Genomic DNA, 14,479 nt, shown 5'->3' with positions numbered 1-14,479 from the left:
GTATGGGAATGATAACGCGAATAGGGGCATTTGTTTTGGCCGTGGTGGGAATGGCCGGTATGAACGAAGCCTGGGCGCGGCAGAACATAGCCATTGGTGAGCTGACGATCGGTTATGACTATCAGGATCGCAACTATAAAAATGGCGACCACAGGTATTCAAGCGAATCAGATGCCCGGAATCTCTTTGCCAGCCCGAGAATACGGCTTTCTTCCCGGGGATCAAGCGACCTGCTGGAGTTCACCTATGCCCCCTCCTTTACGTATGACGATGCCGACAACAGTAACTTTGTCGGTCATGATCTCGGCCTGCTTGCTGAAAAGAACATCACCCGTGATTGGTTGGTTCAGGTTACCGACAGCTACTACAAGGGTGAAGACACGGTCGGCGATTACACACAAAGACGGGCAGCGATCATGCCGGAACCAGAGGGGTCGATGTCAACACCACCGATCGGCGCGGGTCCGATTGACGACGGCATACGTGAGTTTTCCGATATCTATGGCCGTCAGAGGTACTGGCGCAACGACTTGAGCCTGCGCACTGACTACACCTATGCGCAGGACTCGATCGTCGGACTTGAATACCGCTATGGTGTGCTCCGGTACGATGATGATGCCGGCAGAAGAGATTCCGACTACGACCGGCATGAAGGGGTCGGTCGTCTCTCCTATCGGTTTGATACCAACTGGCATGGCGAATCGGAATTCTCCTATGTCAAAGGTATCTACGATGAGATTGACGCCGATAGCCCGGATGCGGTCGATGAAGATCTGGAAGAGTACCATGCCATGCTCAGGCTCAATTACCGTTGGCGGCCCCATGATATCTATTTCGGACGGTATATGTATACAAAAACGGCCTATGAGGATGAAGTGTATGAGGATTCGACGATCCATGCCTTCACGTTTGGCTGGGATCATGATTTCAGCCCGCGGCTGAGCACGACCCTGTCCGGCGGGCCCTCCATTGTGACCTTTGAAAACAGCGGTGATGAGACCGGGTATAACGCCTATGCCGGGCTGCGCTGGGCGGTCTCACCAATCAGTAATCTGTCGGTGCATGTAGCCCATGACTATGAGTTTGATAACTTTGACACCCGGCAGGTTGGGTTGACAAAAACGTGGAGTTCCGGGCTCGCCTTTGATCACCGTTTTACGCCGCATCTGGGGACAACGCTGTCAGGGGGCTATGCGCGGAGCAAGCATGAACACCCTGCTGTTGCCGGGTTGCCCGAGGAGTATGACCGTTTCGACTATACGGAGAAGATATACCATGTCGGCGTGGCAATGCAGTACAACTTCCTGCAGCGCTATACCCTTGCCGCCTCCTATCGATACGCTGACCATTCAGAGCCGGGGGACGAGTATGATGAACACCGGTTTTTTCTCTCTCTGACAGCTGCCACCGAACTGTGGCGCTGGTAGTCCGGGACGGCGCGTATCAGGGGCGGGTTCTTTTTAGTTCTCTTTTAAACAGGCAGAAATGATGTACCTGAACAGGCGAGTATGAGCGGAATAGCCGGTTATTTTAATATCCAGGCTTCTCCGAAGGGATCTTTGCGCTGTCTTGAGCAGATGGTCTGGGCACTGCGTCACCGGGGGCCGGATGGATTTGGTTTTTATCAGGATGCCCTGACCGGTCTTGCCCATGCACGTCTTTGCACCATTGATCCGGAGACCGGCTGGCAGCCCGTCTGCAATGAAGACCGGTCGGTATGGGTGATCGCCGACGGTGAGATCTTCAACCATGCTGCACTGCGCACGCAACTTGTGCAACAGGGGCACCGGTTTGCCGGTCATTCCGACACCGAGGTGCTGGTGCATCTGTATGAGGAAAAAGGTGTTGATTTTCTGCTGGAGTTGAATGGCCAGTACGCCATTGCTCTGTACGATGCCAGGAGACAACGGCTCTTCCTTGCCCGCGACCGCATGGGGATCTGCCCGTTATTTTACTGCCGGCACCAGGGCCGGTGCTATTTCGGCTCGGAAATGAAAGCCGTTTTTTCAGCAGATCCTTCCCTGCCGCGCCAGATCGATTCCCAGGTTCTGCACGATATCTTCACCTGCTGGAGCCCGGTGGGGGCAGACACGGTTTTTGCCGGTATGCGGCAACTCCTGCCCGGTCATGTTGTGGAGGTGAGTGCACAGGGTATCGGAGAACAGCGGCCATACTGGACTCTGGCCTACAATAGCGGGCCGGACTGTCAGGGGTCGGTGGCAGAGCTTGCCGAGGAATTGCGGGCTCTGCTCACCGACGCTGTACGTCTGCGTGTGCAGGCTGATGTACCGATCGGCGCGTATCTGAGCGGCGGGCTGGACTCATCCGTGATTGCGGCTCTGATCCGGCAGTGCACCAAAACCCCGCTGCAGACCTTTGCCGTTGCCTTTGACGACGCTGTGTACGACGAGCGGCAGGAACAGCTCAGGGTCAGCGAGTACCTGCAGACAGAGCACGAGCGGATCGTGTGCAGCTATGCGGATATCGCCCGGGTTTTTCCGGAAGTGATCTTTCATGCCGAAACCCCGATCATACGCACAGCACCTGCACCAATGTTTCTCCTCTCGGGTCTGGCACGGGAACATGGATGTCCGGTTGTTCTCAGCGGTGAAGGGTCCGATGAGATCCTTGGCGGGTACGATCTGTTCAAGGAGGCAAAGGTGCGTGCCTTTATCAGTGTGCAGCCGGATTCGGCATGCCGCGCCATGCTGCTGAAGCGGCTCTATCCGTACCTGGCGCTTTCTCCGACCCGCTCGGCCGGATATGCCCGGCAGTTCTTTGCCACCACAGTCCATCCGGAATCCGATCTGTTTTACGCCCACCAGCCGCGATGGAAGAACGGCCGGTTTCTCACCGGCTTTTTATCCGACTCCCAAACCACTGATCAGTATTCCTCACTTGAAAAGATACATGCATTTATGGCAAGCTCTATGCAGGGTCAGGATTTTTTTACCCGTGCCCAGTCTGTGGAATCCAGACTGCTGCTGCCCAACTACCTGCTCTCTTCGCAGGGCGATCGCATGGGAATGGCCCATTCAGTGGCAGGGCGTTATCCGTTTCTGGATCACCGGGTGGTTGAATTTGCCGCCCGGATACCCGGCCGGTTGAAGATGAAGGGGCTGCAGGAAAAGTATCTTCTGAAAAAGGCAGTGCACGGTCTGTTGCCCGCAGCAACGGTGCAGCGGAAAAAACAGCCGTATATGGCGCCGGATATACCGAGTTTTTTCGGAACAGCCGTCCCGCCGTACGTTGAACATCTTCTTTCACCGGCGTATTTGAGCACAACACAACTGTTTAAAACGGCTATGGTAGCAAGTCTTGTTGAGAAGTGCCGGGCGAAATCCCGACAGGGATTCCGGGAAAACATGGCGCTTGTCGGCATTTTGTCCACCCAGTCCCTGTACGATCAGTTTGTCGAAAACTGGCGGGTGGAATGTCCGGCGTCTCTTGAGAAGACGAAAAAGTTGATTCGGATGTGAGGCTATAATGCAGGAGAACATTGATACAATTCGGGCTTTTATTGTTTCCAACTTTCTCTTTGATACAACGGAAACACCACTGGAGAACGATACCTCTTTTCTGGAGCAGGGGATCATCGATTCCACCGGCGTCCTGGAGCTGGTGGAGTGGCTTGAAGAAACCTTTTCCATAAAGGTGGCAGACGAAGAACTTATTCCGGAAAACCTGGATTCAGTGCATCTGCTGGCGCAGTTCGTTGGCAGAAAAACAAGCTGATACAAAACAGATATGCTGCTGACTGATTATCTTACTACCGCCACCGAACGTAACCCTGCCAAGACGCTGCTTATCCATGGCGACAGGCGGTTTACCTACGGTGATGTCAACAGGGCTGCCCAGGGCATTGCTACGGGACTGCTGGGTTTCGGCCTGGAGCCCGGGTTTCGCGGTGCGCTGCTCACAGACGATCCCTTCTGCTATATTGCCTCCTATTTCGGGATCCAACTGGCCGGCGGGGTGGTTGTCGGGCTCAACACGCAAACATCCGCTGCCGGACTGGCGTACGTCCTTGATGACTGCCGGGCCTCTGTGCTGATTGCCGCCAATAAATTTGTCCGCTACATCCAGGCCGCACTTCCCCAGGCACCCTCGGTGCAACAGCTTGTACTCGCCGATGCCGGTGAAGACCCACAGGATGAGCAGCCATGGCGTACGCACAGCTTTGCCGATCTGTGCACCTGTCCGCCGTCAGCCGCACAGATGCTGCCGTACCGGTCTGCCTGTGATTTTGCCCAGATCATTTACACCTCCGGCACCACCGGCAAACCAAAAGGCGTTGTCCTGCGCCATGCAAACCTGATCGCCAACACAACCTCCATTGTGTCGTACCTCGGGTTGCAGTCGTCGGACCGGGTCATGGCCGTGCTACCCTTTTTTTATTCCTACGGCAACTCAATTCTGCTGACCCATGTGGCGGTGGGCGGCTCCCTGGTGGTGAACCAGAGTTTTCTCTATCCGAACACGATCCTGCAGCAGATGCTCGACCACGAGGTCACCGGATTTTCCGGGGTGCCTTCAACCTATGCCCTGCTTTTAAACAGGTCATCAATCGCTTCCTTTTCCTTTCCAAAGCTGCGGTATCTTACCCAGGCCGGGGCAGCGATGTCGCCGGAGCTGGCCAGACGATTGAAGGGTATTTTTCCGGCAAGCGCCATTTATATCATGTACGGCCAGACCGAGGCCTGCGCCCGACTTGCCTACCTGCCCCCTGAAGAGCTTGAGCGCAAGCCGGGCTCCATTGGGAAGGGCATTCCCGGTGTCGAGCTGCAGGTGTTGGACAAAGACGGTAAACTGGTCTTGCCGGGTGAGATCGGCGAGATTGTCGCCCGTGGTGAAAACATCATGGCCGGCTACTGGAACCGTGTTGAGGAGACCCGCGAGGTCCTTCGGCCGGAAGGGCTGTGGACCGGTGATCTGGCGCAATACGATGAGGAGGGTTTTCTCTACATCGTCAGTCGTAAAAGCGATCTGATCAAGTCCGGTTCGCACCGCATCGGTCCGAAAGAGATAGAAGACGTGCTTGCCGAGCATGCTGCCGTGCACGAGGCAGCGGTGTTCGGTGTTCCGGATGAGATCCTTGATGAACGTATCTGCGCCTGTGTCGTCCTGCGGCCGGAATGCGCGTGCAGTGAAAAAGAACTGAAGCTTCACTGTAAAAAATATTTGCCGCAGTATAAGATACCGCATGAGGTTGTTTTTGTTGCCGACCTGCCGAAAACAACCTCCGGGAAGATCCGGAAGAATGAACTGCGTGCCACTCTTCTGCACAGGTAAGAAAAAATGTCGGAGTCACAGCAGCAGATGATCAACTATTTCACCGTTGATGTTGAAGACTACTTTCAGGTTGCGGCCTTTGAACGGATCGTGTCGCCGGGCAAGTGGGACGGCTACGTCTCCCGGGTTGAGCGAAATGTCGATTTCCTGCTGGATATGCTTGATGAGCACGGGGTTAAAGGCACGTTCTTCGTGGTTGGCTGGACTGCAGAGCGGTATCCGGACATGGTGCGTACGATCGCTGCCCGGGGGCATGAGCTTGGCTGCCACAGTTACGCCCACAAAAAGATCTATGATCTCACCCCGGAAGAGTTTCGGGCCGATACTGCCAGGGCAAAGGACATCCTTGAAAACATCACCGGGCAACCGATCACCGGGTATCGGGCTCCCACCTACTCGATAACCAAACGGTCCCTCTGGGCCCTGGATATTTTGCAGGAGCTGGGTTTTACATGGGATTCATCGATTTTCCCTGTGGTGCACGACCAGTACGGTATTCCGGATGCGCCCCGGTTTCGTTTTAAATGGCCGGACCACGATCTCGTCGAATATCCCATGTCCACCATGCCCGCTCTGGGGCAGAACATCCCGGTATCCGGTGGCGGCTATTTCCGGATCTTTCCCTACTGGTTCACCAGGATGGCGTTACGAAAGATCAACAGCCGGGAACAGCAGCCGTTTATCTTTTATCTGCATCCCTGGGAAGTGGATCCTGAACAACCCCGGATGAATAATGCCGGCTGGAAATCAAGGTTTCGGCATTACTGTAATCTGGATAAAACAGCATCCCGGTTGAAACGGCTGTTAACCGATTTCCGGTTTGCACCTATACCGGGTACTACTGTGTGAGGGAGACATCAGGATATGAAGCATACATGGTTGTTACAGTTGCTGGTTGCGCTGCCTTTTTTCCTCTGGGCAGCAGAAGGTCAATGTCAGAACAGTGTGGACGGTGCTATGCATGGATCGGAACAGGATGTGTCTGTTTTGGCTCAGAAGACAATTGTTTTCGGCCATCAGTCCGTTGGTATGAATATTCTCGACGGCCTGCGTCATCTGCAGTTTGGTGACCAGACCGTTGGGGTCAACAGGATCGGTAATGGAGAAGCCCTTGTAAAGGGGGCTGTTAACCACGCGTTTATCGGCACCAATGCCGATCCGTCCGGGAAGATGAACAGTTTTTCCCGACTGCTCGATACCTATAAGGAGAGCCCCCCGGACATCGCTTTTTTCAAGTTCTGTTATCTGGATGTTGATCAGCATACAGATATCAATGGTCTGTTTGCCGAGTATCAGGAGTTGATCGCGCACCTGAAAAAAACATTTCCCCAGATGGTTATCATCCACACAACCGTGCCGTTGCGACAGATTCAAACCGGACCCAAGGCCTGGGTCAAGCGGGTCATCGGCAAACCAGTGACCGGGTTGGCGGACAACGTGGCCAGGGAAGCGTTTAATACGCTGGTACGAACGCAATTTGCACAAGATCCGCTGTACGATATTGCCAAGGGAGAATCCACCTACCCGGACGGCGCACGAGAGTCCTTTGAGCATAAGGGAAAGGCTGCCTATGCGCTGGTGCCGCAGTACACCGACGACGGCGAACACCTCAATGCAGACGGCGGCAGGCTCCTTGCCCGGCAGCTTGTTCAGGTTCTTGTGCAGGCGGCACAGGTTCAAAACGACCGCTAAGGCTTCTTGCTGTGGCAACGACAAAGCTGAAAAAGCTGTGGAAGCACTTCCGTCAGCAACCTGCGGCAACACTTACCATGCTGCGGGCCTTTGTGCGGGGATGTTTCTATATTGTATGGTTCCGCCTGACCAGTCTCGGCAGGGTGCAGATCGATTTCCCTTTTTTCTGCTACACCCGGGTCTGTATCACTGGAAGAGGCCGGGTCCACATCGGCAGGGACTGCTCTGTTTTTGTGAATAATTTTGAGCGCCTGCACATTCACACCCTGACCGGAGAGGCCAGGGTTGTTATCGGTGAACGGTGTTCCCTGGGCGGGGTGACCATCCGCTGCGCCGAAGAGATCCGACTGGGAGACTGCATCCTTGCCGCTGCGGTTCTGCTGCAGGATGTTCCGTTCTCTTTTCCGGTGGTGCGTAGTGACCGGCACACCGTGTTGCCTGCTGCACCGATCAGCATCGACGACCATGTGTGGCTGAGCGGCCGGTCGATGGTCCTGCCGGGGAGCAGTCTGGGAGAGGGATCGGTTCTGGGTATCTGCTCAGTACTGTTCCGGCAATCAGTCGGCGCCGGGTATCTGGTCCTTGGCAATCCGGCCCGGAGGCCGTTGCCGATCGCCAATCTTTTACAGATGAGAACGCATGAAAAATGACTAGGTTTACACCACCACTTTTTTCACGGATGCGATTGGCTCTTTTCAGATTCATCCATCGGAAGAATCCCCGTATCCAGGTGGGAGAAGGGTTACGCCTGGACTGCTGGCTGTCGATCAAGGGGCCCGGCCTGGTGACCATCGGGGACAACTGTGTGGTGAGTGCTCTGCCCGGCAGTGCCGCCTACATGACCACACTGTACACCAATGCCCCGGAGGCGTGCATCACCATCGGCAACAACGTCAGTCTGGTGTCGGCACGGTTTTCCAGCAGATTTGCAATCCATGTCGGTGATGGAGTGCTTGTTGAAGATGCCTCACTGATGGATACCGATTTCCATACCCTGGATATCTCCCGGCAAACGCCAAAGGATGAGACCAGGGAAACGTGCAGCATATCGATCGGCCGGGATGTGTACATCGGAGCCCGGGCATTTGTGACCAAGGGTGTGGTTCTGGAAGAGGGCACAAAGGTGTATCCAGGGGCAGTGGTGCAGAAGTCCTGGCCGGCGCAGACACTGCTCATCGGTAATCCCGCCAAACCCTTTCAGCCACAGTAAACCACACCGTACGCCTGAGTCTGCAATGAACAACGTGGAACCTCCCACCGGTTACATGCCAGGTAAGCAGGTCAACAGAACTGTCTTGTTGCAGATACTTCTGCTGGGCGGTGCTGTTGCATTCACCTTTTCCGGAGTGTGGTACTCCCTCTGGCAAACCTGGGTCGGGTCCGACGACTATGCCCACGGACTGCTCATCCCGCCCGTGGCGCTGTACATAGCGTGGCGGACACAGGCAGAACTGCCTGGCCGGCCTCTTACCCCGTCCCGGATGGGGGGCTGGCTGCTGCCTGTGTTCTGTCTGGGGTATGTGCTGGCGAGATTTGCCGAAAACGCCACCCTGTCCGCTGTGTTTATGGTGTTGACCTTTGGTGCACTCATCCTGTTCGTGGCCGGTTGGCAGACAATGCGGACGCTGCTGTTTCCACTGTTGCTGCTGTTTTTTATGATTCCTGTGCCGGAACAGGTCTACGCCTCTGTTACCGTGCCGTTACAGCTCTTTGTTTCCAAGGTCAGTGTCGATTTTGCACAGTGGCTTGATATCCCTATTTATCGCAACGGGAATATTATCCAGATGTCCAGCCGTACGCTTGAGGTGGTGCAGGCCTGCAGCGGTCTGCGTTCGCTCATGAGCCTGGTCACGCTGAGTCTTATCATGGGGTATTTTTTGCTGAACCGGAACATCCTGCGTACACTTCTGGTGATCCTGTCGTTACCGATGGCTGTGCTGGTGAACTGTTTTCGGGTCCTTGCCGCCATCCTGGTCCTGCATTTCTTTCAGTACGATCTGACCGATGATTCTGTGCACACTCTTTTCGGGGCAGCGATGTTTGGCGCAGCCCTTGGTCTGCTGTACATGCTGCAAAGAGGGCTTGCCCTATGGGATCGCTGAGCTGGGTACGGGTGTCTGTGGCGGTGGTACTGCTGCTGGTGACCGGTATACTTGTTGAAATCACCCGCAATGTGGCATCATATCATGTTACTACTCCGCTTTCCGCAGCCTTCACCACTGTTGGTGACTGGCAGGCGGCGGGCGATATTCCGCTGGACGCCGCCGTACGGGAAGCGCTCTATCTCGATGACCACCTCTTCCGCAGGTTTTCCAACGGGCATGCAGTTGTGGAACTGTACATCGGCTACTATCACTCTTTAGCCAAGGTAGGGGCTGCCCACGATCCGCTGGTCTGTTTTCCCGGACAGGGATGGGTCCTGCGCAACAAACAGACAGTGGCGCGAACCATCCAGGATCCGGACGGTGATCTGGTGTTGAAGTATACGACCGTGACGGCCGAACGCAACAGTGATCAGGATCTCTTGCTGTACTGGTTTCAGGCAGGCCGTAAGATGGCAGCCGGCACGTTTATGCAGAAGGTGTATGCGGTACAGGCCAAACTTTTCGGTCAGGAGGCGTCCAATGCCTTTGTTCGCATCAGTATTCCTTTAAAAGGGGTTTCTGTTGCCGAAGGTAAGGAGGCGTTGACGCGGTTTGCCACTGATTTTTATCCTGTTTTTTCCGACTTTGTCGGCCAGGCATCGGCGACCAAGAGGTGAAGAGTATGCTGAGTATGTTGTTTTTTCTGTCAGTAGCGCTTGTTCTCTATGTGTATGCCGGGTATCCGCTCCTGGTCAGGCTGTTGGGCACAGTCCGATCCCGGCCGATCCGCAAAGAGCCGTTTGAACCCATGGTCACTGTTATCATTCCCGCTTACAATGAGGAGAAGCATATAGGCAGGACCATAGCCAACAAGCTGGCTCTGAACTATCCCCGGGAGAAACTGGAGATTCTGGTTGTTTCCGACGGGTCCACCGACGGTACCGACAGCATTGTCAAAGACTATGCAGAAGAAGGGGTACGACTGTTGCGGCAGGAACCCCGGGGCGGGAAGACCCTGGGGCTGAACGCGGCGATCCGGGAGGCAGGCGGTGAGATCATCTTTTTTTCCGATGCCAACTCCCTGCATCATCCGGATGCACTCCGGGAACTGGTTGCCAACTTTGCTGATCCGCAGGTCGGCTATGTCACCGGCAAGATGATCTATACCAATCCGGACGGCAGTGTCATCGGTGACGGCTGTTCCGCCTATATGCGCTATGAGAACATGATCCGCCTCCGGGAAACAAAAATCGGCTCGATTGTGGGTGTTGACGGCGGGGTCGATGCGGTCCGCCGTTCACTCTACGTGCCGATGCAGGCTGATCAGCTTCCCGATTTTGTGCTGCCGCTTTCGGTTATTGATCAGGGGTATCGGGTGGTGTACGAGCCGGAGGCCCTGCTGTGTGAAGATGCCCTGTCCACCGCCGCCGACGAGTACCGTATGCGGGTGCGGGTTTCGCTGCGGGCTCTGTGGGCCCTGTATGATATGCGGCGCCTGTTTCTGCCGGGGGGTGATCTGGTCTACTCATGGCAGCTCTGGTCGCACAAGATTCTCCGTTACCTGAGTTTTCTCTTTTTACTGGGTGCACTGCTCACCAACCTGGCGCTCCTTGATAAGGGGCCGCTGTTTGTGATCACCCTGCTCGGGCAGGCGGCCTTCTATCTCGGTGCAGTGCTCTCTCCCATACTGGAAAGGTTTGGCAGGGGAAACCGTCTGCTCTACCTGGCCTACTACTTCAGTATTATCAACATGGCGGCAGCCCATGCGTTTATCAAGTTCGTCCTGGGCAAGAAGATCGTGGTCTGGAGCCCGCGCAAAGGATAGGCTCTCAAACTGAGCAGCCGTTTGTATCTGATGACCACAGACGAAGATGAACAGACACCCTGTGGACTCCGGCGACGCCGGCAGGTTCGCTATTGCCGATTGTTGGAGTGTTCTTTAACCTTTAGACAACTGTATACCTATGAACAGCGTGAGTGTCATTATCCCCACCTATAACAGGGCGCACCTTGTTGGTGAGGCCATTACAAGTGTCCTCAACCAGGACAGCAAAGACTGCTCGCTGGAGATTATCGTGGTTGACGACGGCTCTGCGGATGATACCCGGGCCGTGGTTGCGCAGTTCGGCAAGGATGTGCGGTATGTGTATCAGGCAAACCAGGGGGTCGGTGCGGCACGCAATCGCGGCTTACAGGAGGCGTCCGGCGAATGGATCGCCTTTCTCGACTCCGATGATCTGTGGCTGCCGGACAAGCTTTCGCTGCAGTTTCAGGTTTTAAACGCCTTCCCGGAGTACAGGGTTGTGCACTCCACCTTTTATACGAGTGACGGCAAAGACATCATCATTGTCAAGGGGCTGGAGTACTGGGTTGAGCAAACAAGCGGTATCAGTATGGATGATGTTGACTGGCACACCTTTTATCCGCATGCCTACAACTCCGGAGACTACGGTATCACTCGGGCAGGCCGGCCCTTTACCATCTATGCAGGCAACCTGTTTGAACCATTGCTGTACAGCGTGTGTGCAGCCTGCTGGACCAGCCTCATCCATCGGGACTGCCTGCAGCCCAAGGTGCGCTTTGCCCATGTGAAGATGTCTGAAGATTATTACTTCTACTGCCGGCTCAGCGAGAGGTGCGATGTCTTATTTATGGATACACCGACCGTGGAGAACAGGGCCCATTCCGGGCCACGGGAAACACAGAACAAGGCTTCCATATCTTTAGAAACTAACCGCTCGCTCTATAAGGAGGTGTATGTCCCCTCCACCAGCCCGTATCGACCCTCTGATGCTGCCATTACCAGGAGAATCAGGGAGAATAACACCCAGCTCCTGCTCGAATACCTGAAGGAAGGGGAACTGCAGGCAGCCAAAACACTGGTTGCCGAGGAACAGAAAGACAGTGGCTTTGAAAAGGGATGGAAATCGTCTGTGCTCCTCCTGTTGACAGCCCTGCCGTTCAACGTCGTATCAGTGTTGCGGAGAGTCAAGCAAAGAGTCCAAGCCCTTATGCCGACAGGTCGGAGCAAGTCGTAATGAGTATTTCCCGGCCAGAACAGCTGCTCATTCTGATGGATTATTTCGTCGGGCCGCAAGGTGGTACTGAGCGGCAGGTTCATGAACTCATTACCAACCTTGATCTGCAGCAGTGGCATCTCCACTTTACCGTGTTCAGGCGGGAGAAGAATTACCAGGGGGATGATCAGGGATTTGGCAAGGAGATGCGGTCGTTGGAGATCCATCGACTAGCCAGTGTCCGCACCCTGCGGCGGATGATCGGGCTTGCCCGTTTTATCCGCAAAAAGCGCATCCGGATTGTTCATATCTTCTTTAACGATGCCGCCATCCTGGCGCCGTTCTTCTGTAAGCTTGGTGGGGCTAAGGTGATCACCTCCCGTCGGGACATGGGGTTCTGGTATCGGCCCTGGCAGTTGCTGGCGCTCAAATGTGCTAACCTGTTTGTTGATCAGATTGTGGCCAACTCCGAGGCTGTGAAAGACAATACCTGCAGACGGGAAAAATTTTCACCGGCTAAGGTGACGGTGATTAAAAACAGCTGCGAGGCAGCGACCTTTCTCCAGCCTGCCCAGCCTGGTTTTCGGGAACAGTGGGGAATCAGGACAGACGATCCGATTGTTGGCATGGTGGCCAATATCTCGCCGATCAAGCGGTATCCCGATCTGCTGCGGGCCTTTGCACAGGTCCGCAGCCGGTGTCCGCAGGCCCGGCTTGTCATTGTCGGGGGTGGTGGGCCACGGGAAGTTGCCGAAATCATGACCCTGGCACTGCACCTGCGTCTGGCCGATCATGTTTATTTCCTGGGTAGTGTCCCCCAGCCGGTGGCTGTGATGAAATACTTTGACGTCTGTGTCCTGTGTTCAGAGTCTGAGGGGTTGTCCAATGCCATTATTGAATATATGGGCTGCGGTAAGCCCACTGTATGTACAGCCACCGGCGGTAACAGCGAGCTGATCAACCACGGTCAGACCGGCTATCTGGTGCCGGTGGGCGATGTATCGCAGTTGACAGAGTATATTGTACGCTTGATCGAACAGCCGGACCTGGCTGCCCAGCTCGGCAGAGCTGCACTGGAGAGTTTCAGAAACGGACCTTTTGCCGTTCACACCTCCATACAGGCGCATCAGGCTCTTTACAGGCAATTGCTGACAACAGGTTGACCTCAACTCTTTCCTCTCCTATGATACCTGTGGAAGAGAAAACCGGATTGTGAATGTATGGTACGGATGAACCCTATGAACACGTCTTTTCATGTTATTACCAGTAAAGAAGAACTGACCGAATGCAAAGAGGAGTGGACCGATCTGTATCATCGTGTTGATATCCGGTCTTTTTTTGTCTCTTTTGAGTATGTCCGGATGTGGTATACACATTTTGCCGCACCGGATGCTGTGCGCATCTACACTGTGCGTGCAGAGGAAAAACTTATCGGTCTTCTTCCCCTGGTGCTGAGGCATCACAGCGGCGGTGTGCGCGAACTCTCCAACCTGGTTAACGATCATAGCCTCATTGCTCCCCCGCTGATTGCAGTGGAATATACAGAGGTTGTTCAGCAGACCCTGCTTAACGCCCTGGTGGCCACCAAAACTGACTGGGATATATTTACCCACAGCTTCTCCTATTCGTTCTGCAGAATGCCCCACCTGTTTACCGAGAGCCGGCTGGCTGGCTGTGGATGTCTCTGGAAAAATGTAACAGAACCAACCTATGCCATTTTTTTGAAGGGCACCTTTGCAGAGTATTTTACACAGGTGTTGTCACGCAACCTGCGCAAAAATCTTAAAAACGCTGCCAACAGGTTGAACAGGGAAAAGAATGTCCGGTATTTTTTGTTGAGGGATGAGGAGGTGCTCACCTTTTGGCCGAAGTTTCTGGAACTTGAGGCCTCCGGGTGGAAGGGGCAGTCCAGGACAGCCATTGCCTGCACCGATACGGCAATACAACAGTACTACCTTGATCTTATCCGGCTTATGTCAACAACAGATCAGATTTATCTCTATGGCCTGGAGATTGATGGCGTGCTGGTGGCTGGTGAGTTCGGCTATGTGGATAAAGATATTTTTCACCATGCAAAGGTGGCCTACAATGAGCAGTTCGCCCACCTGAGTCCTTCTCACCTGCTTATGCTCCATATTCTTGAAGACCTGCCCGTACATTTTCCACAGGTAAGACTCTTTCATATGTTTCCCTGGGATACAGGCTATAAGCAGAGATTTGTCGATGAGCCGTCTTTTTACACCACCACAACGCTTTACAGTTCCACCTGGAGGGGCCGTACACTGTATGCACTTCGCTGGTTAAAGGATCAGATGAAAGAACAGATGCCCGGTGTGGTGGGTGGAGTGAAGAAAGCCATGGCCGCCATCAGGCCCACCGGCAACTGAGCGGAGC

The 14,479-nt window shown here is 54.6% G+C and carries 14 protein-coding genes; all 14 read left to right on the top strand.

The genetic code is table 11. The features are described from left to right. Window positions 1-8: 8 nt before the first annotated feature. The 14 genes from HP555_RS02005 to HP555_RS01940 all read left to right on the top strand — a co-directional run bounded on the left by HP555_RS02005 (window position 9) and on the right by HP555_RS01940 (window position 14,472). Window positions 9-1,427: an MtrB/PioB family outer membrane beta-barrel protein gene (locus HP555_RS02005; protein ID WP_199263556.1), complete on the top strand. Its 1,419-nt coding sequence runs from the start codon at window positions 9-11 to the stop codon at window positions 1,425-1,427. 81 nt (window positions 1,428-1,508) lie between these two features. Then, window positions 1,509-3,479 carry an asparagine synthase (glutamine-hydrolyzing) gene (gene asnB / locus HP555_RS02000; RefSeq protein ID WP_199263555.1) on the top strand — a complete coding sequence of 657 codons (1,971 nt, stop codon included), beginning with the start codon at window positions 1,509-1,511 and terminating at the stop codon, window positions 3,477-3,479. Window positions 3,480-3,486: 7 nt separating this feature from the next. Further along, a complete protein-coding gene (locus tag HP555_RS01995) occupies window positions 3,487-3,735 on the top strand; it encodes an acyl carrier protein (RefSeq protein ID WP_199263554.1) in 249 nt (82 codons plus the stop codon). Window positions 3,736-3,747: 12 nt separating this feature from the next. Then, window positions 3,748-5,292 (top strand): class I adenylate-forming enzyme family protein, encoded by a 1,545-nt coding sequence (locus tag HP555_RS01990; protein ID WP_199263553.1) that lies wholly within the window; start codon window positions 3,748-3,750, stop codon window positions 5,290-5,292. A gap of 6 nt (window positions 5,293-5,298) precedes the next feature. Beyond that, entirely contained in the window at window positions 5,299-6,141 is an 843-nt protein-coding gene (locus tag HP555_RS01985) for an XrtA system polysaccharide deacetylase (protein WP_199263552.1), read from the top strand. Between the two features lie 15 nt (window positions 6,142-6,156). Continuing rightward, window positions 6,157-6,984 (top strand): SGNH/GDSL hydrolase family protein, encoded by an 828-nt coding sequence (locus tag HP555_RS01980; protein ID WP_199263551.1) that lies wholly within the window; start codon window positions 6,157-6,159, stop codon window positions 6,982-6,984. An 11-nt stretch (window positions 6,985-6,995) separates the two neighbouring features. Continuing rightward, entirely contained in the window at window positions 6,996-7,634 is a 639-nt protein-coding gene (locus tag HP555_RS01975; RefSeq protein ID WP_199263550.1) for an acyltransferase, read from the top strand. After that, window positions 7,631-8,194, top strand: coding sequence for a DapH/DapD/GlmU-related protein (locus tag HP555_RS01970; protein WP_199263549.1), 564 nt, complete (start codon window positions 7,631-7,633; stop codon window positions 8,192-8,194). The genes HP555_RS01975 and HP555_RS01970 overlap by 4 nt, the downstream gene beginning before the upstream one ends. 25 nt (window positions 8,195-8,219) lie before the next feature. Further along, window positions 8,220-9,086 carry an exosortase/archaeosortase family protein gene (locus HP555_RS01965; protein WP_199263548.1) on the top strand — a complete coding sequence of 289 codons (867 nt, stop codon included), beginning with the start codon at window positions 8,220-8,222 and terminating at the stop codon, window positions 9,084-9,086. Next, window positions 9,074-9,745, top strand: a complete 672-nt coding sequence (locus HP555_RS01960; protein WP_199263547.1) for an exosortase C-terminal domain/associated protein EpsI — start codon at window positions 9,074-9,076, stop codon at window positions 9,743-9,745. Before HP555_RS01965 ends, HP555_RS01960 begins: the two co-directional genes overlap by 13 nt. A 5-nt stretch (window positions 9,746-9,750) precedes the next feature. Next, entirely contained in the window at window positions 9,751-10,893 is a 1,143-nt protein-coding gene (locus HP555_RS01955) for a glycosyltransferase family 2 protein (protein WP_199263546.1), read from the top strand. A 139-nt stretch (window positions 10,894-11,032) separates the two neighbouring features. Next, on the top strand, window positions 11,033-12,106 hold the full coding sequence (locus HP555_RS01950) for a glycosyltransferase family 2 protein (RefSeq protein ID WP_199263545.1): 1,074 nt from the start codon (window positions 11,033-11,035) through the stop codon (window positions 12,104-12,106). Continuing rightward, window positions 12,106-13,248, top strand: a complete 1,143-nt coding sequence (locus HP555_RS01945; protein ID WP_199263544.1) for a glycosyltransferase — start codon at window positions 12,106-12,108, stop codon at window positions 13,246-13,248. Before HP555_RS01950 ends, HP555_RS01945 begins: the two co-directional genes overlap by 1 nt. A gap of 75 nt (window positions 13,249-13,323) precedes the next feature. After that, complete coding sequence (locus HP555_RS01940) at window positions 13,324-14,472, top strand: GNAT family N-acetyltransferase (protein ID WP_199263543.1); 1,149 nt, start codon at window positions 13,324-13,326, stop codon at window positions 14,470-14,472. The last annotated feature ends 7 nt before the right edge of the window (window positions 14,473-14,479 follow it).

Origin of the sequence: Desulfobulbus oligotrophicus, from assembly GCF_016446285.1 — a bacterium.
GTDB lineage: Bacteria > Desulfobacterota > Desulfobulbia > Desulfobulbales > Desulfobulbaceae > Desulfobulbus > Desulfobulbus oligotrophicus.
The sequence above is the reverse complement of the archived record's forward strand: the minus strand, read 5'-3'. Positions and strand labels throughout refer to the sequence as shown.